The 26,023-nt window shown below is 56.8% G+C and carries 28 protein-coding genes; 16 read left to right on the forward strand and 12 right to left on the reverse strand.

The window, feature by feature from the left end; genetic code table 11:
- Positions 1-329 precede the first annotated feature (329 nt).
- Together dcuC and rna are read left to right on the forward strand one after the other, a co-directional pair.
- Entirely contained in the window at positions 330-1,697 is a 1,368-nt protein-coding gene (gene dcuC / locus AC27FC_RS07935) for an anaerobic C4-dicarboxylate transporter DcuC (protein ID WP_023310737.1), read from the forward strand.
- Positions 1,698-1,827: 130 nt separating this feature from the next.
- On the forward strand, positions 1,828-2,601 hold the full coding sequence (rna, locus tag AC27FC_RS07940) for a ribonuclease I (protein ID WP_400457684.1): 774 nt from the start codon (positions 1,828-1,830) through the stop codon (positions 2,599-2,601).
- Here the strand turns inward: rna and AC27FC_RS07945 are convergent.
- Positions 2,595-3,212 carry a flavin reductase family protein gene (locus tag AC27FC_RS07945; protein WP_023310735.1) on the reverse strand — a complete coding sequence of 206 codons (618 nt, stop codon included), beginning with the start codon at positions 3,210-3,212 and terminating at the stop codon, positions 2,595-2,597. The two genes, rna and AC27FC_RS07945, sit on opposite strands and share 7 nt — an antisense overlap.
- A gap of 267 nt (positions 3,213-3,479) precedes the next feature.
- Here AC27FC_RS07945 and rnk point away from each other — a divergent pair, with 267 nt between their 5' ends.
- Together rnk and yldA are read left to right on the forward strand one after the other, a co-directional pair.
- On the forward strand, positions 3,480-3,890 hold the full coding sequence (gene rnk / locus AC27FC_RS07950; RefSeq protein WP_023310734.1) for a nucleoside diphosphate kinase regulator: 411 nt from the start codon (positions 3,480-3,482) through the stop codon (positions 3,888-3,890).
- Between the two features lie 136 nt (positions 3,891-4,026).
- On the forward strand, positions 4,027-4,116 hold the full coding sequence (gene yldA / locus AC27FC_RS07955; RefSeq protein WP_272481390.1) for a small membrane protein YldA: 90 nt from the start codon (positions 4,027-4,029) through the stop codon (positions 4,114-4,116).
- A gap of 8 nt (positions 4,117-4,124) precedes the next feature.
- On the opposite strand, the gene AC27FC_RS07960 is transcribed toward yldA, so the two are convergent.
- The gene (locus AC27FC_RS07960; protein WP_032661072.1) at positions 4,125-5,363 is read right to left on the reverse strand and encodes a zinc-dependent alcohol dehydrogenase; all 1,239 of its coding nucleotides are present in this window, start codon (positions 5,361-5,363) and stop codon (positions 4,125-4,127) included.
- Between the two features lie 180 nt (positions 5,364-5,543).
- Here AC27FC_RS07960 and uspG point away from each other — a divergent pair, with 180 nt between their 5' ends.
- Positions 5,544-5,972, forward strand: a complete 429-nt coding sequence (uspG, locus tag AC27FC_RS07965) for a universal stress protein UspG (protein ID WP_023310731.1) — start codon at positions 5,544-5,546, stop codon at positions 5,970-5,972.
- 60 nt (positions 5,973-6,032) lie between these two features.
- On the opposite strand, the gene ahpF is transcribed toward uspG, so the two are convergent.
- Positions 6,033-7,598: an alkyl hydroperoxide reductase subunit F gene (gene ahpF / locus AC27FC_RS07970; protein WP_047061336.1), complete on the reverse strand. Its 1,566-nt coding sequence runs from the start codon at positions 7,596-7,598 to the stop codon at positions 6,033-6,035.
- Between the two features lie 127 nt (positions 7,599-7,725).
- Entirely contained in the window at positions 7,726-8,289 is a 564-nt protein-coding gene (gene ahpC / locus AC27FC_RS07975) for an alkyl hydroperoxide reductase subunit C (RefSeq protein ID WP_008501015.1), read from the reverse strand.
- A 623-nt stretch (positions 8,290-8,912) separates the two neighbouring features.
- Between ahpC and citR the strand changes: the two genes are divergently transcribed.
- From citR to AC27FC_RS07990, 3 genes are all read left to right on the forward strand, one after another.
- Positions 8,913-9,812, forward strand: a complete 900-nt coding sequence (gene citR / locus AC27FC_RS07980; protein ID WP_196354703.1) for a DNA-binding transcriptional repressor CitR — start codon at positions 8,913-8,915, stop codon at positions 9,810-9,812.
- 172 nt (positions 9,813-9,984) lie between these two features.
- Positions 9,985-11,208, forward strand: a complete 1,224-nt coding sequence (locus AC27FC_RS07985; protein ID WP_196354704.1) for a phosphoadenosine phosphosulfate reductase — start codon at positions 9,985-9,987, stop codon at positions 11,206-11,208.
- Positions 11,193-11,819 carry an IbrB-like domain-containing protein gene (locus AC27FC_RS07990; protein WP_196354705.1) on the forward strand — a complete coding sequence of 209 codons (627 nt, stop codon included), beginning with the start codon at positions 11,193-11,195 and terminating at the stop codon, positions 11,817-11,819. The genes AC27FC_RS07985 and AC27FC_RS07990 overlap by 16 nt, the downstream gene beginning before the upstream one ends.
- On the opposite strand, the gene AC27FC_RS07995 is transcribed toward AC27FC_RS07990, so the two are convergent.
- Positions 11,820-12,980: a pyridoxal phosphate-dependent aminotransferase gene (locus tag AC27FC_RS07995; RefSeq protein ID WP_094934400.1), complete on the reverse strand. Its 1,161-nt coding sequence runs from the start codon at positions 12,978-12,980 to the stop codon at positions 11,820-11,822.
- Positions 12,981-13,102: 122 nt separating this feature from the next.
- On the opposite strand from AC27FC_RS07995, the gene AC27FC_RS08000 reads away from it, so the two are divergent.
- The 3 genes from AC27FC_RS08000 to AC27FC_RS08010 are packed head-to-tail and all read left to right on the forward strand — an operon-like array spanning position 13,103 to position 14,942.
- Entirely contained in the window at positions 13,103-13,717 is a 615-nt protein-coding gene (locus tag AC27FC_RS08000) for a methylthioribulose 1-phosphate dehydratase (protein ID WP_094934401.1), read from the forward strand.
- Positions 13,714-14,403: an acireductone synthase gene (mtnC, locus tag AC27FC_RS08005; RefSeq protein WP_023334872.1), complete on the forward strand. Its 690-nt coding sequence runs from the start codon at positions 13,714-13,716 to the stop codon at positions 14,401-14,403. The genes AC27FC_RS08000 and mtnC overlap by 4 nt, the downstream gene beginning before the upstream one ends.
- Positions 14,400-14,942, forward strand: coding sequence for a 1,2-dihydroxy-3-keto-5-methylthiopentene dioxygenase (locus AC27FC_RS08010; RefSeq protein ID WP_023315605.1), 543 nt, complete (start codon positions 14,400-14,402; stop codon positions 14,940-14,942). The genes mtnC and AC27FC_RS08010 overlap by 4 nt, the downstream gene beginning before the upstream one ends.
- A gap of 96 nt (positions 14,943-15,038) precedes the next feature.
- Here the strand turns inward: AC27FC_RS08010 and AC27FC_RS08015 are convergent, their stop codons facing one another.
- Positions 15,039-15,509, reverse strand: coding sequence for an SRPBCC family protein (locus AC27FC_RS08015; RefSeq protein WP_032641748.1), 471 nt, complete (start codon positions 15,507-15,509; stop codon positions 15,039-15,041).
- Positions 15,510-15,551: 42 nt separating this feature from the next.
- Positions 15,552-16,568, reverse strand: coding sequence for an S-methyl-5-thioribose-1-phosphate isomerase (gene mtnA / locus AC27FC_RS08020; RefSeq protein ID WP_048975890.1), 1,017 nt, complete (start codon positions 16,566-16,568; stop codon positions 15,552-15,554).
- 104 nt (positions 16,569-16,672) lie between these two features.
- On the opposite strand from mtnA, the gene mtnK reads away from it, so the two are divergent.
- Entirely contained in the window at positions 16,673-17,872 is a 1,200-nt protein-coding gene (gene mtnK / locus AC27FC_RS08025) for an S-methyl-5-thioribose kinase (protein ID WP_033144908.1), read from the forward strand.
- Between the two features lie 62 nt (positions 17,873-17,934).
- On the opposite strand, the gene AC27FC_RS08030 is transcribed toward mtnK, so the two are convergent.
- From AC27FC_RS08030 to AC27FC_RS08045, 4 genes are all read right to left on the reverse strand, one after another.
- A complete protein-coding gene (locus tag AC27FC_RS08030) occupies positions 17,935-19,176 on the reverse strand; it encodes an LVIVD repeat-containing protein (protein WP_196354706.1) in 1,242 nt (413 codons plus the stop codon).
- 89 nt (positions 19,177-19,265) lie between these two features.
- On the reverse strand, positions 19,266-20,330 hold the full coding sequence (locus tag AC27FC_RS08035) for a sugar ABC transporter substrate-binding protein (protein WP_023310718.1): 1,065 nt from the start codon (positions 20,328-20,330) through the stop codon (positions 19,266-19,268).
- A gap of 20 nt (positions 20,331-20,350) precedes the next feature.
- Positions 20,351-21,346 carry an ABC transporter permease gene (locus tag AC27FC_RS08040; protein WP_023334863.1) on the reverse strand — a complete coding sequence of 332 codons (996 nt, stop codon included), beginning with the start codon at positions 21,344-21,346 and terminating at the stop codon, positions 20,351-20,353.
- Positions 21,343-22,845: a sugar ABC transporter ATP-binding protein gene (locus tag AC27FC_RS08045; RefSeq protein ID WP_196354707.1), complete on the reverse strand. Its 1,503-nt coding sequence runs from the start codon at positions 22,843-22,845 to the stop codon at positions 21,343-21,345. Before AC27FC_RS08045 ends, AC27FC_RS08040 begins: the two co-directional genes overlap by 4 nt.
- A gap of 159 nt (positions 22,846-23,004) precedes the next feature.
- On the opposite strand from AC27FC_RS08045, the gene AC27FC_RS08050 reads away from it, so the two are divergent.
- The 4 genes from AC27FC_RS08050 (at position 23,005) to AC27FC_RS08065 (ending at position 25,759) form a co-directional block, all read left to right on the forward strand.
- Positions 23,005-24,093, forward strand: a complete 1,089-nt coding sequence (locus AC27FC_RS08050) for an oxidoreductase (protein ID WP_196354708.1) — start codon at positions 23,005-23,007, stop codon at positions 24,091-24,093.
- Between the two features lie 57 nt (positions 24,094-24,150).
- Complete coding sequence (locus AC27FC_RS08055) at positions 24,151-24,894, forward strand: SDR family NAD(P)-dependent oxidoreductase (RefSeq protein ID WP_032661029.1); 744 nt, start codon at positions 24,151-24,153, stop codon at positions 24,892-24,894.
- A 183-nt stretch (positions 24,895-25,077) separates the two neighbouring features.
- Positions 25,078-25,374 (forward strand): type II toxin-antitoxin system RelE family toxin, encoded by a 297-nt coding sequence (locus AC27FC_RS08060; RefSeq protein ID WP_023303272.1) that lies wholly within the window; start codon positions 25,078-25,080, stop codon positions 25,372-25,374.
- The gene (locus AC27FC_RS08065; protein WP_047061324.1) at positions 25,355-25,759 is read left to right on the forward strand and encodes a helix-turn-helix domain-containing protein; all 405 of its coding nucleotides are present in this window, start codon (positions 25,355-25,357) and stop codon (positions 25,757-25,759) included. Before AC27FC_RS08060 ends, AC27FC_RS08065 begins: the two co-directional genes overlap by 20 nt.
- On the opposite strand, the gene AC27FC_RS08070 is transcribed toward AC27FC_RS08065, so the two are convergent.
- A complete protein-coding gene (locus AC27FC_RS08070) occupies positions 25,756-25,953 on the reverse strand; it encodes a YbdD/YjiX family protein (protein WP_196354709.1) in 198 nt (65 codons plus the stop codon). The genes AC27FC_RS08065 and AC27FC_RS08070 overlap by 4 nt on opposite strands.
- Positions 25,954-26,023: the final 70 nt, after the last annotated feature.

Genomic DNA, 26,023 nt, shown 5'->3' on the forward strand with positions numbered 1-26,023 from the left:
GAATATTCTTAAGGAAAGGCGGCGATGCGTTCAAAATAAACCCAAAAGGGGTGTGACTTTACCCATTTAATGTTCTGAATCAGTGACATGTAAAACCACACAAAACATTAACAATTTGTTATCATTATTAGGACATGTTGCGCTATTTCTGACGGTCAAGACCCTCATGACATAAATGTATGGGCCATGGCAAAAAGACGGTTGTTCTGTTCTTTAGTCGTCTGTTTATTGATTTTAATCAGCAAGAACAGGCCAATTATTCGGCACATTTTCATCCTTCTTTTTTTTGATTTTTTGTGCTCCATTGCAGCAGAGATACAGGGGAAATCATGCTTACGTTATTCGAACTCCTTATTGGAGTCGTCGTCATTGTCGGCGTCGCACGCTACATCATTAAAGGCTACTCGGCCACGGGCGTATTATTTGTCGGCGGTCTAACGCTGCTGATTATCAGCGCAATAATGGGGCACCAGGTGTTACCTGCCAGCGCGACCAGCACCGGTTACACGGCTACAGATATTGTTGAATACATTAAAATATTGCTCATGAGCCGCGGCGGTGACCTGGGTATGATGATCATGATGCTGTGCGGTTTTGCAGCCTACATGACCCATATCGGCGCCAACGACATGGTCGTTAAGCTTGCCTCTAAACCCCTGCAATACATCAACTCGCCGTATCTGCTGATGGTCGCCGCCTATTTCCTCGCCTGCCTGATGTCACTGGCCGTTTCGTCGGCTACCGGGCTTGGCGTACTGCTCATGGCGACGCTGTTCCCGGTCATGGTGAACGTCGGTATCAGCCGTGGCGCGGCCGCGGCAATTTGCGCGTCTCCGGCAGCGATTATTCTCTCCCCGACCTCCGGCGACGTTGTGCTGGCGGCAAAGGCGGCGGAGATGTCTCTCATCGACTTCGCCTTTAAAACCACGTTACCGATCTCGATTGTTGCCATCGTGGGCATGGGGATCGCGCATTTCTTCTGGCAGCGCTATCTCGATAAGAAAGAAAACATCAGCCATGAAATGATGGACGTGAGTGAAATCACCACGACCGCTCCCGCGTTCTATGCCATTCTGCCGTTCACCCCGATCGTCGGAGTGCTAATTTTTGACGGAAAATGGGGTCCACAGCTGCACATCATCACCATTCTGGTTATCTGCATGCTGCTGGCCGCCGTGCTGGAGTTTGTGCGCGGTTTTAACACGCAAAAAGTCTTCTCGGGTCTGGAAGTTGCGTATCGCGGTATGGCGGATGCCTTCGCTGGCGTGGTTATCCTGCTGGTTGCAGCGGGCGTTTTTGCCCAGGGTCTGAGCACGATCGGCTTTATCCAGAGCCTGATTTCTATCGCCACCTCGTTCGGCTCCGCCAGTATTATCCTGATGCTGGTTCTGGTGGTGCTCACCATGCTGGCGGCGATGACCACCGGTTCCGGTAATGCGCCTTTCTACGCTTTCGTTGAGATGATCCCGAAACTGGCTCACTCCTCCGGTATTAACCCGGCCTACCTTTCCATTCCCATGCTGCAGGCGTCAAACCTGGGCCGTACCATTTCGCCGGTGTCGGGTGTGGTCGTCGCCGTTGCCGGGATGGCGAAAATCTCGCCATTCGAAGTCGTCAAACGCACCTCAGTGCCCGTTATAGTTGGTCTGATTATCGTGATTATCGCCACGGAAGTGCTGGTACCCGGCGCAGCCTAAGCTAAATTAGGGATATCCAAAAAGCGCCTGCGGGCGCTTTTTGTGCTTTAATAACTTCCAGAAATTAATCGTGCTCATTCGATCAGGAAATCATATGTTCAGGAAGGATATCGTCATCCCGTCTGGCGCAATGGCGCTTGCTCTCTGTCTCTTCTCCGCACAGGCGGAACCGCTGAAGGCAACACAGTATGGCGATTTCGATCGCTATGTGCTGGCTCTGTCCTGGCAAACCGGGTTTTGCCAGAGCATGGTCGAACGCAACCGCAATGAACCTGACGAATGTCGCCTGCAAAAAGAGCGCGATAATAAAGCCGATTTTCTGACCGTCCACGGGCTATGGCCTGGCCTGCCAAAATCTATTGCCGCACGCGGCGTGGATGAACGTCGGTGGATGCGTTTTGGCTGCGCCACGCGCCCCATTCCGAACATGCCGGAAGTGAAGGCCAGCCGCAAATGCGATGCCGCCGAAACCGGACTGTCGCTTTCCGCAGCCGCAAAGCTCAACGACGTGATGCCGGGCGCGGGCGGTAATTCCTGCCTGGAACGTTATGAATATGCCAAACATGGCGTCTGCTTTGGTTTCGATCCGGATGCCTATTTCGGCACGATGGTGCGGATGAATCAGGAAGTTAAAGACAGCGCGGTCGGTAAATTCCTCGCCGATAATTACGGGAAAACCGTCAATCGCAGCGACTTTGACGGTGCCGTTGCCAAAAGCTGGGGAAAAGAAAACATCAAAGCGATTAAGCTCACCTGCAACGGCAATCCGGCGTATCTGACCGAGATGCAGGTTTCGCTGAAGGCGGACACCATTAACAACCCGCTTTCTGCGGCGTCATTTGCCCCGCAGCCACATCCGGGTAACTGCGGAAAACAGTTCGTGATTGATAAAGCCGGCTACTGATCCGCGCCCGGGCGCACCATATCAAACCGGTTTTCGTCACTGATGCCATAATACGCCGTCGGCCCACCCGCACGCAGGATGGGCTGCGCTTTCGCCGTCTGGTAAATCCCCTCTTCCAGCAGCGTTTCGGCAATATGGATACCGACCACCTCCCCCAGCACCAGCCAGGTATCGACCGGTGTGCCGTCAGCACCGGTAAGCTGAATGCACTGCGACAGGCGGCACTCAAAGTTCACCGGGCTTTCTGCGACGCGGGGCGCGTTAACCAGCTGGCTCGCCGCTGGCGTAAGTCCGGCAAAGCTGAATTCATCCCGATCGTGCGGAAGCATCGCAGAGGTTTGGTTCATCGCCTGCGCGAGATCGCGCGTCGCCAGGTTCCAGACAAATTCCTTTGTTTCGGTAATATTACGCACGCTGTCCTTCCAGCCGTTGCTGGAAAAGCCGATGATCGGCGGGCGATAGTTAAAGCAGTTAAAGAAGCTATACGGTGCGAGGTTGAGCTGACCGGCCTTGTCGCATGAGGAGATCCAGCCGATCGGACGTGGACCAATAATGGCGTTCAGCGGATCGTGCGGCAGGCCGTGCCCCTGAGACGGTTGGTAGAAGTACATAGTTCTCTCTCGTTGATGGGCGGACGCGAATAGCGCTTCGCGCAAAGCCCGGGTTCAGGACACTCAGCGTAGCGTATTCCGCCCGGAATGAAGACTGAATAAATTTCAGCGAAAATTCATATGGACCATGAATGTGACCTTCATCACTTCAAACTTGCGCGCTCAGCCAGTATCATCGAGAGAGTTAAACCCTCGCTGCCAGACGGCGAGGGTTTTCTTTTGGATTGGTTTCTGCGTTACGCGCAGCATTAACGACATGGAGTAAAAATGTCCAGACCTACAATTATCATCAACGAGCTCGACGCAGAACGTATCGACAGGCTGCTGGAAAAAGCGGAGTTTGCCTCACTTCCCGTGGCCGACGCCCTGAATGAGGAGCTCGACCGGGCGCAGATGTGCACGCCTGAGACGATGCCGCATGACGTGGTCACCATGAACAGCCAGGTAAAATTCCGCAACCTCACCACCGGTGAAGAGCTGACCCGCACGCTGGTTTACCCGGCTCAGATGACCGACAGCAGCGCACAGCTTTCTGTTCTTGCGCCTGTGGGTGCCGCACTGCTGGGCCTGCGCACGGGCGATACCATCCACTGGGAGTTGCCGGGCGGCGCCTCTGCCCATCTTGAAGTGCTGGCGTTGCTCTACCAGCCAGAAGCCGCGGGCGATTACCTGCGTTAACCACTTCTGAACAAGCGCCCCGCTTTGCACAGAGGATGCAGCCGCATCCTCTTTCCGTAAATTCACCCCATTTTCTTATATCGCGCAAAAAGCCCTTAATCCACGCTTAATCTGTTTTGGTGCCGTGGGGACGGTCATGAGTGAGATACTGGTTATCACACTTATTTTTCTGATTATTGCGGCGATTATCGTCATGGCCGTGCTTTATCTTGAACGCCACAGCTAGGCGAGTACTCATGCAACCCCACCCGGGAAAGCGTTCACCAGGCCCTTAACTTTTTGCTCTGCGGCCTCGGGCGTTTCTGCACCAGGGACCAGAATCACCTTCCGGCACTCCTCCTCCCGTTTTTCGAATACCTTATAGGCGCGTTCCGCATCGGCAAGGGGGAGATAATGGGTCACAATCTCTTCCGGAGTAAGCAGCCCTTTTTCGATCAGCGGCAGCAGTTCACCCAGCCAGGCATGGACGTGCGTCTGGCCCATCTTAAACGTCAGCCCCTTATCAAAGGCATCGCCAAACAGGAAGCCATGAATAAACCCGGCGTACACGCCGGGTACGCTAACCACGCCACCGCGTCGAACGGCAGCAATGCACTGCCGCAGCGCTTTGCCGCTGCTACCTTCAATTTTAAGATTGCTGAGGATCGTTTCGGTGGTGCTGCCTTTCGCTTCGAACCCTACCGCATCAATCACGGCGTCAACGCCGCGCTGGCCAGCGGTTTGCTCGATGATTTTTTCCGCCGCGTCGTTATCATCATCAAAGTTGATGGGGATTGCGCCGTAACGCGCCTCGGCAAATCGCAAACGGTACGGGTGGTGATCGATAACAAAGATCTGCTCAGCGCCTAACAGCCGCGCACAGGCAATAGTCAGTAGCCCCACCGGCCCGGCGCCGAAAACCGCAACGCTTGAGCCTTTTTCAATCTGCGCATTTTTTGCCGCCTGCCAGGCCGTGGGCAAAATATCGGAAAGGAACAGCGCCTTATCATCGGAGAGGAGTTGCGGGACCTTAAACGGCCCGACGTTGCCTTTTGGCACGCGGACATATTCCGCCTGTCCCCCCGGCACGCCGCCGTAGAGATGGCTGTAGCCAAACAGCGCGGCCGGCGCGGGGATTTGCTTTTTGTTCAGCGCGGCGCCCTGCCCGGCATTGGTATTCTCACAGGCCGCGTATTGCTGCAGACGGCAGAAGAAACAGTCTCCGCAGGCAATGACAAAGGGGATCACCACGCGATCGCCTTTTTGCAAATTCTTCACCTCTGCGCCGCACTCGACGATTTCCCCCATAAACTCATGGCCAAAAATGTCGCCGTGCTGCACCTTCGGGATCTTTCCGCGATAGAGATGCAAATCGGAGCCGCAGATAGCCGTGGCCGTGACGCGCAGAATGATATCGTCGGGCTGTTCGATAATGGGATCGGGGACATTCTCGACGCGTACATGGTGCGGACCGTGATACGTAAGTGCTTTCATGCGACCTCCGAAAGGTTCCAGGTAAGTGTATAAGGGTAGCTACCCCTGAAGGTCTGCCCTGGAATACGGGGCTTTTGAGATTTATCCTGGTGAGATAAGAAAACTGACGGGGCGCTTACAGAAACCATTTTTATTTTATGGTTGAATGAATTCAGCGTTTATAAACAAGGAGAAACGGGTATGTATCAGAGAATCATTATGCCGGTTGATGTTTTTGAGATGGAGCTGAGCGACAAGGCCGTACGCCATGCGGAGTTCCTGGCGCAGCAGGACGGTGTTATCCATCTTTTGCACGTACTGCCGGGCTCCGCCAGCCTGAGCCTGCACCGCTTTGCCGCCGACGTGCGTCGCTTCGAGGAGCATTTGCAGCATGAAGCGGAAACTCGCCTGCAAACCATGGTCAGCCACTTCAGCATCGACCCTTCGCGCATCAAAACGCACGTCAGATTCGGCAGCGTTCGCGATGCGGTAAACGAACTGGCGAACGAGCTAAAAGCAGACGTGGTGGTCATCGGTTCGCGCAACCCTTCCATTACCACGCATCTGCTGGGCTCTAACGCCTCCAGCGTGATCCGCCACACCCATATACCGGTGATGGTCGTAAGATAAAAAAAGAGGCCACCTTTCGGTGGCCTCTCGCTATTGCAGGTGTAGCCTTACTTTCTTCTGTTATGCGGTTTTGGTGCGAATCAGGTAGTCAAAGGAACTCAGAGACGCCTTCGCCCCTTCGCCCGTGGCGATAATGATCTGTTTGTACGGCACGGTGGTGCAGTCGCCCGCCGCAAACACGCCTTTCACGCTGGTTTCACATTTCGCATCGATGATGATTTCGCCCATGCGGTTGCGCTCAATCGCGCCTTCCAACCAGGTGGTATTTGGCAGCAGACCAATCTGCACGAAGATCCCTGACAGCTGAACGCTGTGCACGTCGCCGCTCACGCGGTCGCGGTATTCCAGGCCGGTCACTTTGCTGCCGTCGCCCTTCACTTCCGTGGTCTGCGCGTTCAGTACTATGTCGACGTTTTTCAGGCTGCGAACTTTATCCTGCAGAACCTGGTCGGCCTTCATCTCTGGAGCGAACTCCAGAAGGGTAACGTGCTCAACAATCCCCGCCAGGTCGATAGCCGCTTCCACGCCGGAGTTACCGCCGCCGATCACCGCCACGCGTTTACCTTTAAACAGCGGGCCGTCGCAGTGCGGACAGTAGGTCACGCCTTTGGTACGGTACCGATCTTCGCCCGGAACGTTCATGTTGCGCCATTTCGCGCCGGTGGCAATGATAATGCTGCGCGCTTTCAGCACCGCGCCGGACGCGGTTTCAATCTGGTGTAAGCCACCCTCGACCGCTGCCGGAACGAGCTTGCTGGCGCTCTGGCTGTCGATCACGTCTACGTCATAGTCGCTAACGTGCGCCTTCAGCGCCCCCGCCAGCTTCTGGCCTTCGGTCTTCGGCACGGAGATGTAGTTTTCGATGTCCACGGTATCGAGCACCTGGCCGCCAAAACGTTCGCCCATCAGGCCGGTACGAATACCTTTACGCGCAGAGTACACCGCTGCCGCCGCGCCCGCAGGGCCGGAACCGACGATAAGCACGTCGTAAGCATCGCGTTTGTTCAGCTCTTCCGCCGCACGTTTTTCAGCACCGGTATCCACTTTGGCTACGATTTCGGTCAGCGTCATACGGCCCTGGCCGAACTCTTTGCCGTTCATGTAGACCGCCGGAACGCCCATCACGTTGCGATCGGTGATTTCATTCTGGAAGGTACCGCCGTCAATCGCCGTGTGCTTGATGCGCGGGTTCAGAACCGACATCAGGTTCAGCGCCTGCACCACGTCCGGGCAGTTGTGGCAGGAGAGCGAGTAATAGGTTTCAAATTCGAAATCACCGTCGATATCGCGGATCTGCTCCAGCAGCGCCTGCGCTTCTTTTGACGGATGACCACCGGTCCACAGCAGCGCCAGCACCAGTGAGGTAAATTCGTGACCCAGCGGCGAGCCGGCAAAGCGCGGTCCCTGGTCGGATCCTGGGTTGGTAATCAGGAAAGAGGGCTTACGGACCGGCAGCGCGTTGTCTTCTTTGAAGGTCACTTTCGGCGACAGCTCGGCGATCTCCGCCAGCAGTTCCTTGATCTCTGCCGATTTGGCGCTGTCGTCCAGCGTGGCAATCAGCTCAACGGGTTTGGTCAGTTTCTCAAGGTAGGCCTTGAGCTGGGTTTTCATGTTAGTGTCGAGCATTGTTCTTCCCTCTCTTAAGACGTCATCATGCAAGCTGCCTTATACGGGCGGCCTGAATGCAACTTGCATCATGGTGCTGGAATGAAATGGGCGCGGGTGCGCCCATTAATTACCGAATGGGCAAAACTTAGATTTTACCAACCAGATCTAAGGATGGAGCCAGCGTCGCTTCGCCTTCTTTCCATTTCGCTGGGCATACTTCGCCTGGGTGAGAAGCCACGTACTGAGCGGCTTTCACTTTACGCAGCAGGTCAGAAGCATCACGGCCGATACCTTCAGCGGTAACTTCGATAGCCTGGATAATGCCCTGCGGGTCAACAACGAAGGTGGCGCGGTCAGCCAGGCCTTCATCTTCACGCATGTTGTCGAAGTTACGGGTCAGGGCGCCAGTCGGGTCGCCGATCATCGCGTATTTGATTTTCGCGATGGTTTCGGAGCTGCTGTGCCATGCTTTGTGGGTGAAGTGGGTATCGGTAGAGACGGAGTAAACATCTACGCCCAGCTTCTGCAGTTCATCGTAATGGTCTGCAACGTCACCCAGTTCAGTCGGGCAAACGAAGGTAAAGTCAGCCGGATAGAAGAAGAAGACGCTCCAGCGGCCTTCGGTATCTTTCTCGGTAACTTCGATGAACTCACCGTTTTTGAACGCCTGGTTTTTGAAAGGTTTAATTTTGGTGTTAATCAAAGACATCTGTACTTCCTCCGTGTTTTCGTTGAGGTGTAAGGTAACCAACTTTATTCATCGGGGCTAATGCGTATGCTTTATCAAATCAATCAGCCAAACCTTACAACGTCGACAAGACAACAAGGTGAACCTTTTACAGGAAAGCCTGAAAGTAAAAAGGCCGCCTCAACGGGCGGCCCTGATACCTGAATTCCCCGCAGGTACATTCAGTGCCAGCCGAAACTGGCGTTGCGTTGCGCTCTACAACCCTTTATATCAAGGCGGTAACAGCCGTTTGATTACACCACCCGCGCAGGGATTGAGCAATCCATAAGAGAGGCATTCCTGCCTATGGCTGTGATAGGTTGTGCCGAACATCATTACGGTGCGTTATAAATTTATTTTTATTATAAAACTATCGCAATATATAAATGACAGTTGTTATTTAAAATCATTGCTCCCTTTCTTAAGATAAAATTGTCTTAATCGCTTTTGAAGCGCTATTTCAATAATCTGCCACCGTGATATATTAAGATGATTTTAATTTAAAACTAAGAGAGCTAACCTATAGAGTTATAAATGGTTAGCCTTAAACTATTGTTATCAGTTATATGATAACCACAGCAAACGCAGTACCCTCAGGACGAAACATGGCAAACCTGTATGACCTTAAAAAATTCGATCTTAATCTGTTAGTCATTTTCGAGTGCATTTACCAGCACCTTAGTATCAGTAAAGCCGCCGAGACGCTGTATATCACACCCTCTGCCGTGAGCCAGTCACTGCAGCGTCTGAGAGGACAACTCAACGATCCTCTGTTTATCCGTTCCGGTAAAGGGATCACGCCCACGACCGTCGGCGTCAATCTGCATCATCATCTGGAACAGAACCTGAACCAGCTGGAGCAGACTATCAATATCATGCACAGCAGCGGGTTGAAGAAGAACTTTGTCATTTATTGCCCGCATTTTATGAGTACGAAAGCAACGCTTGACCCTATAAAGCTGCTGATGGAAAATCATAACTATTCAATTGAATTACATGATGTTTTTCTTTCGTCTGATTCTGCAGAAGATCTCTTAGCCTACAGAAGAGCCGACCTGATATTTTCGTTTTCTTCTTCTACCAATCATTCTGTCGCCTGTAGCGTCTACCATAAACTTCCTTTCGTCCTCGTTTGTCGGGAGGGCCATCCCCGTCTCAGTGAAAATCCCACGCGTGAAGAGATTCTGAATGAAAACTTCACCGCCTACCTGAACGATGAAAACAGCTTCAAAGACTATCAGGAAAAGGCCGAAAACCTGTTAACCGAAAGAAATATCGTCTATCGCAGCGACTCTTTTATATCCCTTCTGTCGGTGATTGGTTCGTCCGACCTCATAGGATTAGTGCCCGCGCCGGCCTTCGAACAATATGGGCCAGCCCTCAACCTGCGAAAAGTGGAAACTGACATTCAATTCCCCAGCATTGATATTTACATGATGTACAATCGTTCCGCGCTCAATAGCTCGGCATTCGCGAGTTTTATTGAAGAAATATCCTTACCGTGAGATATTGCTGTGGTTCTCGCACAAAATGGGAACCACACCGTTAAAACATACACCACCGTTATAGAATTACGCGGCATAACCGTTACATATCCAATTAATTATTGACTGATATAATCCTCTTATTAGTATTGACGCTACAGTCAGGTATTTATTCCTCAGGATGAGAATAAGCATGTCAATTTATAAATACCCTTTAAATCAGGATGTTCTTACCGCTGCTCGGGAGCGAATAAAATGGACGCTCGAAAACTTACCCAGAATCTGTGTTTCTTTTTCAGGAGGTAAAGACTCCACCGTCATGCTGCATCTGGTTGCCCAGCAGGCGCGACTGATGAACATCAAAATAGATGTGCTCTTTATCGACTGGGAAGCGCAGTTTTCCCATACCATTATCCATGTGGAACATATGCGCGAGTTGTACAGCGATGTCATCGACCATTTCTGGTGGGTCGCGCTCCCCCTGACAACGCAAAATTCACTGTCGCAATTCCAGCCGGAATGGCAATGCTGGGAACCCGGCACACAATGGGTCCGCAAGCCTCCTGACGATGCGATAACCGATCCCACTTTTTTTCCCTTCTACCAGCCAGGCATGACGTTTGAAACCTTTGTCCGCGGTTTCTCCGACTGGTTCTCTCGCAATCGCCCGGCGGCGGTACTGATTGGCATCCGCGCCGATGAGTCATACAACCGTTTTCTGGCTGTCGCGTCGGCGCGTAAACAGCGGTTTGCCGACGATAAACCCTGGACAACCGTCGCACCGGGAGGACATGCCTGGTATATCTACCCTCTCTACGACTGGAAAACCGCCGATATATGGACCTGGTTCGCCAAATCAGGGGGTTGCTATAACCCACTCTATGACCTGATGTTTCAGGCCGGCGTGCCGCTACGCTACATGCGGATTTGTGAACCCTTTGGTCCGGAGCAGCGCCAGGGATTATGGCTCTACCACGTTGTTGAGCCCGATCGCTGGGCGGCCATGTGTGAGCGCGTGAGCGGTGCGCGCAGCGGGGGGATGTACGCCGGACACGATAACCATTTTTATGGTCACCGAAAAATTCTGAAACCCGAACACCTGTGCTGGCGCGAATATGCCATGCTGCTCCTCGACAGCATGCCGCAAAATACGGCTGAGCATTACCGCAATAAAATCGCCATTTATCTGCACTGGTATCAGAAGAGAGGCACAGAGGAGATTCCCGATACGCAGGACGGTGATATCGGTGCCAAAGATGTTCCCTCATGGCGCCGTATTTGTAAGGTTCTCCTGAATAACGACTACTGGTGCAGGGCGCTATCGTTCAGCCCAAATAAACCCAAACATTATCAGCGCTACAGCGACAGAGTGAAGGCGAAACGCAAGGAGTGGGGCATATTATGCGAAAAAAACTAATCAACGAGATGGAAACGTACCTTCAGTCACTTCCCGAAGAGGAACGCATTAACGCCATAAATGCCTTTCGTGAAGCGATCCATAAACACAGTCCGTTTCGTGCACAACCGATAGACTGCGTCCTCTGGATCAGACAGGACGCTATTACCGCTAACGACTACAACCCCAATAATGTTGCCCCGCCAGAAAAACGGCTGCTCAGTAAGTCGCTGGAACTCGATGGATTCACCCAACCTATCGTTGTGACAGAAAGTGAACCGCAACACTATGAAATTGTGGATGGTTTTCATCGCCATGAAATCGGTACAAATCGGGCGGCACTGAAGCACCAGCTCAAGGGTTATCTCCCTGTGACCTTCCTGCGCCAGGACCGACAGGATAAACATGACCGTATGGCTGCCACTATTCGTCACAACCGGGCGCGGGGTCGACACCAGATTAACGCTATGTCGGAGATCGTTCGCGAGCTGGTGCAGCTTGGCTGGAATGACGAGAGAATAAGCAAGGAGCTGGGAATGGACGGCGATGAAGTCTTGCGCCTCAAGCAAATCAACGGTCTGCTGGAGTTGTTTGCAGACCGTCGTTACTCAGAAGCCTGGACGGTGAAATAATCAGAGCGTGTTCAGGCGCTCTGCCGCCGCCAGCAGCGTCGATTCCTGCTTCGCAAAGCAAAGACGAATCAGCTTATGCGGGAAGGGATCGGCGCAGAATACCGACAGCGGAATGGCGGCTACGCCCACCTCTTTCGTCAGCCACTGGCAGAAACTCACGTCGTCCAGATCCGATATCGCGCTGTAGTCGGCGAGCAGGAAATAGGTCCCTTCTGAGGGCAAAATTTCCAGACGACTTTTGCTGAGCGCCGTCACAAACAGATCCCGACGTTCACGATAGAAGTGCGGCAGCTCGCGATAGTGCTCCGGCTCGGCGCGCAGCATATCCGCCAGCGCCAGCTGAGCCGGCGTGTTCACGGCAAAGGTCAGGTACTGGTGCACCTTGCGCAGCTCGGCGCTGATAGCCGCCGGTGCGACGCAGTAGCCCACTTTCCAGCCGGTCATATGGTAAGTCTTACCGAATGACGAGACGGCGATAGCACGCTCGCGAAGCTGTGGATGGGCCAGCACGCTGGCGTGTCCTTCTTCTGCAAAGCAGATGTGCTCGTAGACTTCATCGCTCAGCACGTAAATTTCACGTTCCGCAATCGCCTGCCACAGCGCGGCGAAATCGGCCTTTTGCCACACCGTCGCCGACGGGTTGTGCGGGGTATTCAGGATCACCAGGCGGGTTTTGTCGCTCAGCAGCGCAGCAAACGCCTGCCAGTCAGGGCGAAAATGCGGCGGCTGGAGCGCCACGCGTTTCACCACGCCGCCGGAGAGTTCAACCGCAGGCGCATAGCTGTCGTAGCTCGGATCAAAGCAGATAACTTCATCGCCCGTACGCACCAGCGCGGTGATGGCCGCATAGAGCGCTTCGGTCGCCCCTGCCGTCACCGTAATGTCGCTGTTCGCATCGGGCTTATGGCCGTACAGCTCCGCCGTTTTATCCGCAATGGCTTCCCGCAGCGCCTGCACGCCCGTCATCGGCGCATACTGATTCGCCCCCTGCGCCACGTGGTACGCCAGGCGCTCCCGCAGATAGGTCGGGCCGTCGAAATCCGGGAATCCCTGAGAAAGGTTAATGGCGTTGTGCTGCTGCGCCAGAGCGCTCATCTGCGTAAAGATGGTAGTACCGAGATTGGGAAGTTTACTCTGAGGAATCAATGCGTTATTGCTCATTGTGTCGTGCCTGCTTGTAATACTTATGTTGCTGCCACTATAACACGATGTTAGTCTTTGGCAATCAAGACGCTTAGACGTCTAAACCATATGAATATTCCTGGCCGCGAGGGTAAAAGGAAATGACAGACAACCTGCAACTCACACATCTTGTCGACGCCTGCCGCTGGATTGGCGCCAAAGGCTGGGCACCCGCCACCGGCGGCAACATGTCGGTGCGTCAGGACGAGCGCCTCTGCTGGCTCAGCGAATCCGGCAAAGACAAAGGCAGCCTGACAACGGCGGATTTTCTGCAGGTTGAAATCGCCACCAACCGCGCGCCGTCTGGCCGCAGGCCGTCGGCGGAAACCGGTCTTCACACGCTGATTTATCGCCTGTTCCCGGAAGCCAACGCCGTCCTGCACGTTCATACCGTCAACGCCACGGTGCTGTCGCGTCTGGTCAAAGAAGCCGAGCTCAACATCAGCGGCTTTGAGATGCAAAAATCCCTCACCGGGCAGACCACGCATCTGGATACGGTGGCTATCCCGGTCTTTGATAACGACCAGGATATTGACGCCCTCGCCTCCCGAATCGCCCATTACGCACAGGAACGCCCGCTTAATTATGGTTTTCTTCTGCGCGGTCATGGCTTAACCTGCTGGGGATGCGACGTGGCCGAGGCCCGCCGTCATCTGGAAGGACTAGAATTCTTATTTGAATGCGAAATGCGTTTACGACAACTGGAGAGAGTATGATTCGCGCGATTGTGACGGATATTGAAGGGACCACCAGCGATATCCGTTTTGTCCATGACGTTTTGTTCCCCTACGCGCGTGAGCGGCTGGCGGCCTTCGTGACCGCGCAGCAGTACGCCGAGCCGGTCAAATCCATTCTGGACAACCTGCGTGATGAAATCGGTCACCCGCACGCCAGCGTCAGCGAGCTTATCGACGCCCTGTTTGCCTTTATGGATGAAGACCGCAAATCCACGGCGCTCAAAGCCCTGCAGGGGATCATCTGGCATGACGGCTACGTGAACGGCGACTTTACCGGCCACCTCTACCCGGACGTACTGCCTGCGCTGGAAAAGTGGAAAGCGCAAGGGATTGATCTCTATGTTTATTCCTCTGGCTCCGTCGCCGCGCAGAAACTGTTATTTGGCTACAGCGACGAAGGTGATATTACTCATCTGTTCAGCGGCTATTTTGATACCCACATCGGCGCCAAGCGCGAGGTGCAGTCCTATCAGAACATTGCGGCACAAACGGGCATCGCCCCGTCGCAGATCCTGTTCCTGTCCGATATTCATCAGGAGCTGGACGCGGCTGAACAGGCAGGTTTTCGCACACTGCAGCTGATTCGCGGTGATGATGACGGCGCAAGCCATCACCATCAGGTCCACCAGTTTGACGAGATTAATCCGGAGCAGATCCCTTCATGAGCGCATTGACCATTTATTCCGATAAAGACGCCAGTCAACACCAGTGGCACAGCACCGACGCCGCCGAGATCGCCCAGCAGCTCAATGCCAAAGGCGTGCGGTTTGAACGCTGGGCGGCGGATCGCGATTTAGGACACGATCCCGCGCCCGAAGCCGTGATCGCGGCGTATCAGCATGCGATCGACAAGCTGGTGGCGGAAAAAGGCTACCAAAGCTGGGACGTGATCAGCCTGCGCGCCGACAACCCGCAGAAAGAGGCGCTGCGCGCGAAGTTCCTGAACGAACACACCCACGGCGAAGACGAAGTGCGCTTCTTCGTGGAAGGCGCGGGGCTGTTCTGCCTGCACATTGGCGATGAGGTGTATCAGGTGCTGTGCGAGAAAAACGACCTGATTTCCGTACCCGCGGGCACGCCGCACTGGTTTGATATGGGCTCAGAGCCGAACTTTACCGCCATTCGTATTTTCGACAACCCGGAAGGCTGGGTGGCGCAGTTTACGGGCGATGCCATCGCGGATGCGTATCCACGGTTGGCATAGGTAAAAGCAAAACGGCAGCTAGAGCTGCCGTTTTTAGTGTTTGCTCCCTCTCCCTATGGGAGAGGGTCGGGGTGAGGGCATCAGGCCGCTCGAGCTTCAACGCTCCAGTCCTTTCACATAACCCACCAGCTGATCCAGCACAATCCCCCACCCTTCGTGGAAGCCCATCTGCTCATGCTGCTCGCGGATTTCCTTCGTCGGATGACGCGCAATCGCCGTGTAGCGGGTCTTGCCCTCGCCCACATCCTCCAGCAGCAGGATCGCCGTCATAAACGGCTTTTCGGCCGGTTTCCAGCCTTCGGTATAGCCGTCGGTAAAGACCAGCTTTTTACCCGGGTCGATTTCAAGAAATACGCCCCGGTTATCCATCCGCTGACCGTCCACCTCAAACACGGTGTTGAACCGCCCGCCCACGCGGAGATCGAGATCGCATTCGGTCACCTTATGGGGAGCAGGAATGAAGAAGTTTTTGATGTGTTCCGGCGTGGTCCAGCACAGCCACAGCAGGTCGCGCGGTGCATCCACCACGCGCTCCAGTTTTAAGTCAGTTTCAGGATCCAGCGTCACGATATTGTCCTCTCAAGGGAACCCCTTAAAGGATAGCCGGACTCAGGCGAATTTCCCGTTTGCCACCGCTTCCGGCGTGACTACGCCCGTATCCAGCACCCAGCCGCTGATCAGCGAGGCAGGGGTGACGTCAAACGCCGGGTTATAGACCTGCGCGTTTTCCGGCGCCCACTGCACCGCGCCAAAGCTTCCGGCCACGCCCGTCACCTCGCTGGCGGCGCGCTGCTCAATCGGGATCGCGTCCCCGTTCGGGCAGTCCGGATCGAGGGTCGTTTGCGGGGCGGCAACGTAGAACGGAATGCCGTGGAACTTCGCCAGCACCGCCAGGGAATAGGTGCCGATCTTGTTCGCCACGTCCCCGTTGGCGGCAATGCGGTCTGCGCCCACCCACACGGCGTCCACCAGCCCTTTTGCCATCAGGCTGGCGGCCATGGAATCGGTAATCAGCTGATACGGCACGCCCAGCTCGCCAAGCTCCCACGCGGTCAATCTGCCGCCCTGCAGCAGCGGACGGGTTTCATCCACCCAGACGTTGCTGACGTTACCCTCCTGATGCGCGCGGGCAATCACGCCCAATGCGGTGCCAACGCCCGCCGTTGCCAGCCCGCCGGTGTTGCAGTGGGTCAGCAGACGGCTGCCGGGCTTCACCAGCGCGCTGCCGGCTTTGGCAATCGCGTCGCAAAGCCGTTTGTCTTCGTCAATCAGGCGCAGCGCTTCGGCCACCAGCGCCGGTACAAAATCTTCCTGCCACAGGGCGAGCTTCATGCGGTCAAGATTGTTCATGAGGTTCACCGCCGTCGGGCGGGAGGCGCGCAGGGTTTCCAGCGCCGCCGCCAGCTCGTCGCGGCTTTTGCCGTTTTCCGCCAGCAGCGCCAGCAGCAGGCTTGCAGAGAGACCAATTAGCGGCGCGCCGCGCACGCGCAGGGCGTGGATATGCCCGACCAGCGCCTCTACCGTCGAGGCATCCAGCCAGCGTTTCTCCTGCGGAAGCGCCTGCTGATCGAGAATAAAGAGCTGATTATCCGCCACCCGCAGGCTGGTCGTCTGTAATGTCTGCATGTCGTTAATTCCCTGTTGCGTTGTTGTAGCACATTGTGTCAGGATGAAATCCAGATGTATAGACGTCTACATGTCTTAATTAGAAAACTCGTGAGGAGCAGGCCATGTCGCAATACCGTACCTTTACCGCTCAGGACGCCGTGGAGTATGCCAGGCAGTTTGGCGGACTTGACGATCCTTCATCGCTGGTAGAGGCGCAGGAAGTAGGCGACGGCAACCTCAATCTGGTATTCAAAATTTTCGACGGCGCGGGCGTGAGCCGCATCGTCGTTAAGCAGGCGCTGCCCTACGTCCGCTGCGTCGGCGAGTCCTGGCCGCTGACGCTGGACCGCGCCCGCCTTGAAGCGCAAACGCTGGTCGAGCACTACCAGCACAGCCCGCAGCACACCGTGAAAATCCACCACTTCGACCCGGAGCTGGCGGTGATGGTGATGGAAGACCTCTCCAGCCATCGCATCTGGCGCGGCGAGCTGATTAAAAACATTTACTACCCGCAGGCGGCCCGTCAGCTGGGCGAATACCTCGCGCACGCGCTGTTCCACACCAGCGATTTCTACCTGCACCCGCACGCGAAAAAAGCGCAGGTGGCGAAATTCATCAACCCGGAGATGTGCGAGATCACCGAAGATCTGTTCTTCAACGATCCGTACCAGATCCACGAACGCAACAGCTACCCGGCCGAGCTGGAAAATGACGTAGCGGCCCTGCGCGACGACGCTCAGCTTAAAATTGCCGTGGCCTCCCTGAAGCACCGCTTCTTCTCGCACGCCGAAGCGCTCCTGCACGGCGATATTCACAGCGGCTCGATTTTTGTGGCTGACGGCAGCCTGAAGGCCATCGACGCCGAATTCGGCTACTTTGGCCCGATTGGCTTTGACGTCGGTACCGCCATCGGCAACCTGCTGCTGAACTTCTGCGGCCTGCCGGGGCATCTGGGCATTCGCGATGCCGCCGCCGCGCGCGAGCAGCGCCTGACCGATATTCAGGAGCTGTGGAACACCTTCGCGGAACGCTTCCAGGCGCTGGCAAACGAGAAAACGCGCGACGCCGCGCTCGGCGCGCCGGGCTATGCCTCCGCGTTCCTGAAAAAGGTCTGGCATGACGCCATCGGCTTCTGCGGCACCGAGCTCATTCGCCGCAGCGTCGGGCTTTCCCACGTCGCGGATATCGACACCATCCAGGACGAGGCGATGCGCCACGAGTGCCTGCGCCACGCGATAACGCTCGGTAAAGCGCTGATTGTCATTGCCGACCGCATCGACAGCGCCGAAGATCTGGTGGCACGGGTGCGTCAGTACAGCTGATTACATTTGGTTTTCTCCCTCTCCCTGTGGGAGAGGGCCGGGGTGAGGGCATCAAACCGCACTCATCCCAGAAACTCAATCACCGACAGCCCGCCGTTATAATCCGTGCTGTAAATTATCCCCTGCGCATCCACAAACACGTCGCACGACTGGATCACCTGCGGGCGATTCGGCCTCGTGTCCATCATTCTCTCCGGCGCGGCGGGCACCAGCGCACCGGTTTCCACCGGTCGATACGGATTGGAAATGTCATATGCGCGCACGCCCGCGTTCTGATAGGTCGCAAAAATCAGCGTCGAGCTGATAAAGCTCCCCGGCCGGTTCTCGTGCAGATTATGCGGCCCGAAGTGCGCCCCTTTCGCCACGTAGTCGGTTTCATCCGGCTGCGGGAAGGTCGAGATGCTGACCGGGTTCGACGGCTCGCGGATATCAAACAGCCAGATCAGCTTTTCGCCGTCCTCCTGGTTATCGAGCACCGCTTCGTCCAGCACCACCAGCAAATCGCGGTCCGGCAGCGGCAGCGCGGTGTGCGTCCCGCCGCCAAACGGCGGACTCCAGTTGCGGTGGCTAATCAGCTTCGGCCGGGTGCGGTCCTTCACGTCCAGCAGCGTCAGGCCGCCGTCGCGCCAGCTGCCGTAGGCGGTATCGCCCGCGATAATCGCGTGATGCAGCGCGTAGCGTTTCCCTTCCGGCCAGTTCGGCTTCTCCCCTTCGGCCTGGTTCATCCCCGGCAGCCACCAGCGCCCCGCCACTTCAGGCTTACGCGGATCGGCCAGATCGATGGTCAGGAAAATGTAGTCGGTAAAGCCGTCGATCAGCGCTGACACATACGCCCAGCGGCCGCCGACGTACCAGATGCGGTGGATGCCGATGCCGCTCAGCGACAGAAAGCCGATTTCGCGCGGCCTGTCGGGCGTGGAGATATCAAACACCCGCAGCCCGGCGCTCCAGCCTTTGTCCTGCACATCGCTGACGGTCTCCCCCACCTGGCGTGTGTAGTAGACCTTCTCGTCGGCAAAGCGGGCATCGGCAAACAGATCCCGGGCGTTAATCACCAGCAGCAGGTCGTCATGCGCCTGCAGATGCACGTTCCAGGTGCCGGGCGGCGCGGGCACGTAGCCCGCCGCTTTCGGGTTTTTCGGGTCGCGCACGTCGACAATCGAAAATCCCTGCGACACCATATGGCCGATATAGGCGAAACCGCGATGGACCATCAGCTGCACGCCGTCCGGGCGACCGCCCTGATCGCTATGGCCAATCAGCCGCATATTGCGGCTGTATTCTGGAAGGGGTACTTGCGTCACCGTTAGCTCCTTTGGGTTTTCCCCCTCTCCCTGCGGGAGAGGGCCGGGGTGAGGGCATCAGGCCGCACCTGACGCCACCCGGCCTGGTTTTATTTATTCTTCGCTTCCAGCGTCGCAAACCACGGCGCGATAAAATCTTCCGTCTGGCCCCAGCCCGGAATGATTTTCCCCAGCGACGCCACGTTCACCGGGCCCGGCTGGGCGGTCAGCAGCGCCTGAGGAATGGCCGCCGCTTTGAAATCGTAGGTCGCAGGCGTCGCTTCCCCGGCAATCTTGTTCGCCACCAGACGCACGTTAGTTGCGCCAATCAGCTTCGGATCCACCGCCACGCTCACCTTCCACGCGCTGCCCGGCTCGCGCATCAGCTGCAGATCCTGGTTAGAGATGTCGATGCTGTAGAGCTTAATCTCGGTGCGGCCGTTCTCTTTCAGCGCCTTATACGCGCCCTGGCTGAAGGCGTCCCAGGTTCCCCAGATGGCGTCAATTTTGCCTTTCGGGTATTTCGCCAGGATCGCGCCCACCTTGTTGGCGGTATCGCCCTGCACGTCAGAGGACACGGCGCCGATAGACTCCAGCTCTTTGATGTCCGGATACTGCTTTTGCAGCTCTTTATAGGCCGCCTGACGACGCTCCATCGGCGGGAAGCCCGCCACCCACAGCTTGACGATATTGGCCTTGCCGTTGAAATCTTTCGCCAGCTGGCCGAAGGAGAGGTTCGTCAGGGAGGCATCGTCCTGCTGGGTGACGGTCACGCCAGGGATCTCGCCGTTAACCGCCGTATCAAAGACGGAGACTTTGATCCCGGCATCCACCGCTTTCTTCACCAGCGCGGTGGAGTACGGATCGCGCCCCTGAGAGAGAATAATCCCGTCGTACTTCTGGCTGATGGCCTGGTTCACAAAGTCCTGGAATTTGGCGTCGTCCCCGTTGCTTAAAAAGGTGCTGACCTTAAAGCCGAGCTTTTTCCCTTCCTGAATTGCGCCAGCAATAAACTGCGTGGTGTTGTCGTCTGAGCCGAGGTTACGGATCACCGCGATGCGGATCGGGCCGTCATGGTTCGCAATGGCTGCCGGAAGCGGCGCGGGCGTGGCCGCGAAGCCTGGCAGAGCCGTGAGCAACCCAAGTGCCACCAAAGAGAGTGCAATCTTTTTCATTTTTTTATCCCGTTGTGTTGTCAGCGTTTTTGTATGTAGGTAATCGCCAGCGCTACCGCGAGCACCAGCCCTTTTATAATGTCCATGGCGTAATACGGTACGGAGAGCATCACCAGCCCGTTCGACAGCACGCCGAGAATGACCGCCCCAACCAGGGTTCCCAGCGCGTTCGGCTTGCCGGATCCGGCCAGCGAGAAGCCAATCCACGCCGCCGCCACCGCATCCATCAGGTATCCGCCGCCCGCATTCACCTGCGACGAGCCGATGCGTGAAGCCAGCAAAATCCCGCCCAGACCCGCCAGCAGCGAGGCAATCACGTAGGCCGCCACCTTGTAGCGCGTGGTGCGAATGCCGGAGAGGCGCGCCGCTTCGGGGTTGCCGCCGATGGCGTACATGCGTCGGCCATGCGTAGTGAGCGACAGGCCAAGCTGCGCCAGCACGGTCACCACCAGCATGACGATCACGATGGTCGGCACCTGCCCCAGCAGGCTGAACGCCGCCGGAATGGTCCCTTCCGCCATGTCGCCGCTCGGCAGCACCATGTTCTCGGTAATCGACCCGCCGTAGCTGTAGGTCATCGCCACGCCCTGGATCACAAACAGGCTGGCAAGCGTCGCCAGCATGTCCGGAATGCGCAGGATGACAATGAGAAAAGCGTTAAACAGCCCCACCAGCGTGCAGAGCGCGAGGGTGATCAGAATCGACTCGGTGGTGCCAAAGCCGTGCCAGACGAAAAGGGAAATCACCAGCGCGTTCGCCAGCGAGGCGGTGGATCCCACGGAGAGATCGAACCCGCCGATGGTCAACGAGATCGACACGCCAATGGCAATCACCGTCACGATGGCAATCGAGCGCAGAATATTGATGATGTTGTTCGGATCGAGGAAGCTGTCCGACGCCAGGCCAAAGACGGCCACCAGCGCGACGACGGTTAACAGCATGCCCCACCTGTAGAGAAAATCGAAAATCTGCTGGCGGCCAGACGCCGCCGCGTTCACTGAAAGGGCCTTGCTCACGACGCCGTTCCTCCGGTTGAATAATAAAGTAGTGTCTCTTCGCGGGCCTCGGCCCCGGCGATTTCCGCCACGATGCGCCCGTCCCACAGCACGCAGATGCGGTCGCACAGCCCGACCAGTTCGGCAAATTCGCCCGAGGCGTAAATCACCCCTTTGCCCTCGCGCGCCAGGCCGTCAATCAGCTGGAACAGATCGGTTTTGGCCTTCACGTCCACGCCTTTGGTCGGCTCGTCGAATATCAGCACGCTGGCGTCATTGCGCAGCCATTTACCGATGGCGACCTTCTGCTGGTTGCCGCCGGAGAGACGGCGCAGCACCTGCCCCGGCCCACGCGCGCGCACGCCGACGCGGGCGATGACCTCTTCCGCCCAGCGCCACGCCTGACGATGGCCAAACAGGCTCCAGCGCGAAAAGCTGTTATCGGCGCACACGGCAAGGTTCATGCTCACCGGCTCGTCGATAAAAATGCCCTCTTTCCGCCGCTCCTCCGGCACCAGCGCCAGACCGCGCAGCACGGAGTCGGCCGGGTCGCGCGGCTGCCAGGATTGATGATTCAGCTCACCGCGCGTCACGCGGCTTTTGCTGGCGCCAAACAGCGCCTTGCAGAGTTCGGTTTTTCCCGCCCCCGCCAGCCCGGCAATCCCGAGAATTTCGCCTTTGCGCAGGTGCAGGGAGATATCTTTCAGCAGCGCGTCGTCGTGAAGCCCCTCAACGCGTAACAGCGTTTCGTCGCCGTGCGGCGGCCGCGCGGGCGGATAGATATCGCTCAGCACGTGGCCGAGCATCTTCTCGACGATCGCTTCGCCGCTAAGATCGGCCATCGGGCCGGACTCGATCAGCTTGCCGTCGCGCAGCACCGTCAGGGTGTCGCAGATGGCCTTCAGCTCGTGAATGCGGTGAGAGATAAACACCACGCCGATGCCCTGCTGCTTTAAACGTCTCACTACCGCAAACAGGCGCTCGCTCTCATGCGCGTCCAGCGGCGCGGTGGGTTCATCAAGAATCAAAAAACGGCAGTGATGGGACAGCGCCCGCGCCAGCAAAATCTGCTGCTTTTCGGCCAGCGAACAGCCGTCGATGGAACGGCGAACGTCCAGCGTCACGTCGAGCTGCGCCAGCGCCTGTCTCGCCTGCTGGCGGATAGCGCGCCAGCTGAAGCGATGCCCCGGCTGCGCCAGCTGGTCGAGCATGATGTTTTCGGCAATGCTTAACCCCGGGATCAGCGCCACGTCCACCTCCTGCTGAACGAGGTGGATCCCCAGCCGTTTGGCATCGAGCGGTTCGCGGATGCTCACCGGCTGGTTGTTGATGCTGATCTCACCCTCATAGTGGTCGTGCGTCCCGCACAGCACCGCCATCAGGGTCGATTTTCCCGCGCCGTTGGCACCGGTCAGCGCGTGTACGGATCCGCCGGTTAAGGTGAAATTCACGCGCGACAGCGCCTGAAAGCCGGAAAAGGCCAGGCTGATACCGCGCATCTCAAGGCGACTGGAAACCATCCGCGTAAATCCTTCATTACTCTTCTGATTTATCGAATTTTTCACAGCTCTGGTTGACTGACAACGACGGAAAAGGCATAAGTTAAAGCGAAATATTATTAGCCATCCGGATGTCCAGACATAACATCGGGTTAGCGCTTCCGCAAAAAGGACACCATCATGAGCAACACCGATATCCGCGTCGTGCCTGGCCCGGCGAACTACTTCTCTCATCCCGGAAGCCTTGCGCAGCTGGATAACTTCTTTACCCCGGAACAGCTTTCCCGCGCGGTGTGGATTTACGGCGAGCGCGCTATCGAAGGCGCGCGCCCTTTCCTGCCGGCGAGCTTTAACGCGCCGGGAGCGAAACGCCTGCTGTTTAAAGGCCACTGCAGCGAGCGCGACGTCACCCATCTGGTGAATGAATCCGGCAGTGACGCCAGCGTGGTGATTGGCGTCGGCGGCGGCGCGGTGATGGATACCGTCAAGGCCGTGGCGCGCCGCTTAGGGGTACCGTTTGTGGGCATCCCCACCATTGCCGCCACCTGTGCGGCGTGGACCCCGCTTTCCGTCTGGTACAACGATGCCGGTCAGGCGCTGCATTTTGAGATCTTCGACGACGCCAACTTCCTGGTGCTGGTGGAGCCGCAGATAGTCCTTAACGCCCCGGCGGAGTACCTGCTGGCGGGCATCGGCGATACGCTGGCGAAGTGGTACGAAGCGGTGGTATTGGCACCTGAGCCTGAGAACCTGCCGCTGACGGTGCGGCTGGGCATCAACGGTGCGCTGGCGATCCGCGACGTGCTGCTGGCGCGCAGCGAAGAGGCGCTGGCCGACCAGCAGCGCGGCGAACAGACGCAGGCGTTCCGGGACGTGGTCGATGCAATCATCGCCGGCGGCGGGATGGTCGGCGGCCTGGGCGAACGCTATACGCGCGTGGCGGCGGCGCATGCGGTACACAACGGCTTAACCGTGCTGCCGCAGACGGAGAAATACCTGCACGGCACCAAGGTTGCCTACGGGATTCTGGTGCAGAGCGCCCTGCTCGGTCAGGACGACGTGCTGGCGCAGCTGGTCGCGGCGTACCAGCGTTTTAACCTGCCGACCACGCTTCGCGAGCTGGACGTCGACATCACTAACCGCGACGAGCTGGATAAGGTCATTGCCCACACCCTGCGCCCGGTGGAGTCGATTCACTATTTACCTGTTACGTTAACGCCTGACGTTCTGCGCGCCGCGTTTGAGAAAGTGGAATCCTTCAGCCGTTGATCGCGCCGACAGGCTATACCTAATGATGATTCTTACCACTCTCGTAACGAGGTCATCATGCAGATCGATTTAACAGGTAAAAAGGCGCTGGTTACCGGTGCCAGCCGCGGATTGGGTCGTGCGATTGCCCTGTCGCTGGCGCGCGCCGGTGCGGATGTGATTATTACGTATGAAAAATCTGCCGATAAAGCCCAGGCGGTCGCCGATGAGATTAAGGCGCTGGGACGACACAGCGAAGCCGTACAGGCCGACAGCGCCAGCGCGCAGGCGATTCAGGATGCCGTCACCCATGCGGCGCGTTCTCTTGGCGGGCTGGACATTCTGGTCAACAACGCCGGGATCGCGCGCGGCGGCCCGCTGGAGTCCATGACGCTGGCGGACATTGACGCCCTTATCAACGTCAACATCCGCGGCGTGGTGATCGCCATTCAGGAAGCGCTGGTGCACATGTCCGACGGCGGGCGCATTATCAACATCGGCAGCTGTCTGGCAAACCGCGTGGCGCAGCCGGGCATTGCCGTTTACTCGATGACCAAATCGGCGCTGAATTCCCTCACCCGCGGGCTGGCCCGTGATTTAGGGCCGCGCGGCATTACCGTTAACCTGGTACATCCCGGGCCCACCAACAGCGATATGAACCCGGAAGACGGGGAACAGGCTGACTCTCAGCGTCAGCTTATTGCTTTGGGTCATTACGGTCAGCCGGAAGACGTCGCGGCGGCGGTCACGTTTCTTGCCAGTCCGGCGGCCGGGCAGATCTCCGGTACCGGCCTGGACGTGGACGGCGGTTTGAACGCCTGATCGCAATCTCACTGCAAGCCTCTGTCGTCCGACAGAGGCGTTTCCGAGCGCCCTCGACGGTTTGCGTTTTGCCGCTTTCTCCGGTTATTTCCCCGCTCTACAGTACCCCATTAGAAATTCGGAATTTATCTAATAGCCTTATTATTTCCTTATACTTTGTGTGGACGTACAGTGGAGGTACGGATGAAGATTGTCTGGTCAAAGAATGCAAAGAAAGAGTTTTCCAAAATCGATGGCCGATATCAGCGAAGAATCAAAGCAAAACTTGCTGAGCTGGACGATCGCTCAGCTCCCCGGCCCGATATCAAAAAAATATCGGCAACAGAAAATCATTTCCGGCTACGCGTTGGCGATTACCGCATTCTGATTACACTTCGGGACGATCCCGATAACCATTGTTATGTTTTGGCCGTCAAGCGCAGAACATCAACGACCTACCTTCACGAGGAGAAAGCCCCCTATGGCTGTTCAGCTAATTAAGGACAATGACGGAAAAGCGCAGTACGCCGTAATTCCCTATGATGAATACTTTCGTATGTGCTTACAGATGGCAGAAATCGACGACGAAACCGATGATGATCTAGAGGATATTGAAGTCGAACACGATTGTTATGATGACGTAGGATTACCTGGTGAAGTGTGCGACGTCATGCATAACGAGAACGTCAGCCTGCAGGCCGCGTGGCGTATCCTGCGCGGCATGTCCCAGCAGGAGGTGGCTGAGAAACTCGGCATCACCCAGTCCGCCGTGTCACAGCTTGAGGCCCTCGACTCCCGTCCGCAAAAGCGCACCCGTGAAAAGCTGGCTGCTATCTACGGCTGCAAGCAGGAACAGATCAGCCTCTATTTACCGAAAGAGGGTTAACAGCACTTCGCCCCGCTCTTGCCGCCGTAGCGGGCGTCCTGGCGGTCGCGGAAAAATTCTTCGTAGGTCATGGGCGTCTGGTCCGGATGGTTGACGCGCATATGCTCGACGTAGTTGTCGTAGTCCGGCACGCCAATCATCATTTTGGCGGCCTGGCCCAGGTACTTACCTGCTTTGGATAGAGTGTCGAACATAACCAGTTTCTCGTTTGTTTCCGGCCCTCTCCCGGAGGGAGAGGGCGGAGAAGAAATGTAGGCCGGGTAA

The organism is Enterobacter sp. C3_dUdeg (assembly GCF_057536195.1).

Coding starts and splice junctions, on each gene's coding strand:
- AC27FC_RS07985 (WP_196354704.1), top strand. CDS start 9,985: ATGTCAATTTATAAATACCCTTTAAATCAGGATGTTCTTACCGCTGCT.
- AC27FC_RS07945 (WP_023310735.1), bottom strand. CDS start 3,212: ATGTACTTCTACCAACCGTCTCAGGGGCACGGCCTGCCGCACGATCCG.
- AC27FC_RS08065 (WP_047061324.1), top strand. CDS start 25,355: ATGGCTGTTCAGCTAATTAAGGACAATGACGGAAAAGCGCAGTACGCC.
- rna (WP_400457684.1), top strand. CDS start 1,828: ATGGCGCTTGCTCTCTGTCTCTTCTCCGCACAGGCGGAACCGCTGAAG.
- AC27FC_RS08000 (WP_094934401.1), top strand. CDS start 13,103: ATGACAGACAACCTGCAACTCACACATCTTGTCGACGCCTGCCGCTGG.
- AC27FC_RS07995 (WP_094934400.1), bottom strand. CDS start 12,980: ATGAGCAATAACGCATTGATTCCTCAGAGTAAACTTCCCAATCTCGGT.
- AC27FC_RS08035 (WP_023310718.1), bottom strand. CDS start 20,330: ATGAAAAAGATTGCACTCTCTTTGGTGGCACTTGGGTTGCTCACGGCT.
- ahpF (WP_047061336.1), bottom strand. CDS start 7,598: ATGCTCGACACTAACATGAAAACCCAGCTCAAGGCCTACCTTGAGAAA.
- dcuC (WP_023310737.1), top strand. CDS start 330: ATGCTTACGTTATTCGAACTCCTTATTGGAGTCGTCGTCATTGTCGGC.
- ahpC (WP_008501015.1), bottom strand. CDS start 8,289: ATGTCTTTGATTAACACCAAAATTAAACCTTTCAAAAACCAGGCGTTC.
- AC27FC_RS08070 (WP_196354709.1), bottom strand. CDS start 25,953: ATGTTCGACACTCTATCCAAAGCAGGTAAGTACCTGGGCCAGGCCGCC.
- mtnC (WP_023334872.1), top strand. CDS start 13,714: ATGATTCGCGCGATTGTGACGGATATTGAAGGGACCACCAGCGATATC.
- mtnK (WP_033144908.1), top strand. CDS start 16,673: ATGTCGCAATACCGTACCTTTACCGCTCAGGACGCCGTGGAGTATGCC.
- AC27FC_RS07960 (WP_032661072.1), bottom strand. CDS start 5,363: ATGAAAGCACTTACGTATCACGGTCCGCACCATGTACGCGTCGAGAAT.
- AC27FC_RS08050 (WP_196354708.1), top strand. CDS start 23,005: ATGAGCAACACCGATATCCGCGTCGTGCCTGGCCCGGCGAACTACTTC.
- AC27FC_RS08045 (WP_196354707.1), bottom strand. CDS start 22,845: ATGGTTTCCAGTCGCCTTGAGATGCGCGGTATCAGCCTGGCCTTTTCC.
- AC27FC_RS08055 (WP_032661029.1), top strand. CDS start 24,151: ATGCAGATCGATTTAACAGGTAAAAAGGCGCTGGTTACCGGTGCCAGC.
- rnk (WP_023310734.1), top strand. CDS start 3,480: ATGTCCAGACCTACAATTATCATCAACGAGCTCGACGCAGAACGTATC.
- uspG (WP_023310731.1), top strand. CDS start 5,544: ATGTATCAGAGAATCATTATGCCGGTTGATGTTTTTGAGATGGAGCTG.
- mtnA (WP_048975890.1), bottom strand. CDS start 16,568: ATGCAGACATTACAGACGACCAGCCTGCGGGTGGCGGATAATCAGCTC.
- citR (WP_196354703.1), top strand. CDS start 8,913: ATGGCAAACCTGTATGACCTTAAAAAATTCGATCTTAATCTGTTAGTC.
- AC27FC_RS07990 (WP_196354705.1), top strand. CDS start 11,193: ATGCGAAAAAAACTAATCAACGAGATGGAAACGTACCTTCAGTCACTT.
- AC27FC_RS08010 (WP_023315605.1), top strand. CDS start 14,400: ATGAGCGCATTGACCATTTATTCCGATAAAGACGCCAGTCAACACCAG.
- AC27FC_RS08060 (WP_023303272.1), top strand. CDS start 25,078: ATGAAGATTGTCTGGTCAAAGAATGCAAAGAAAGAGTTTTCCAAAATC.
- yldA (WP_272481390.1), top strand. CDS start 4,027: ATGAGTGAGATACTGGTTATCACACTTATTTTTCTGATTATTGCGGCG.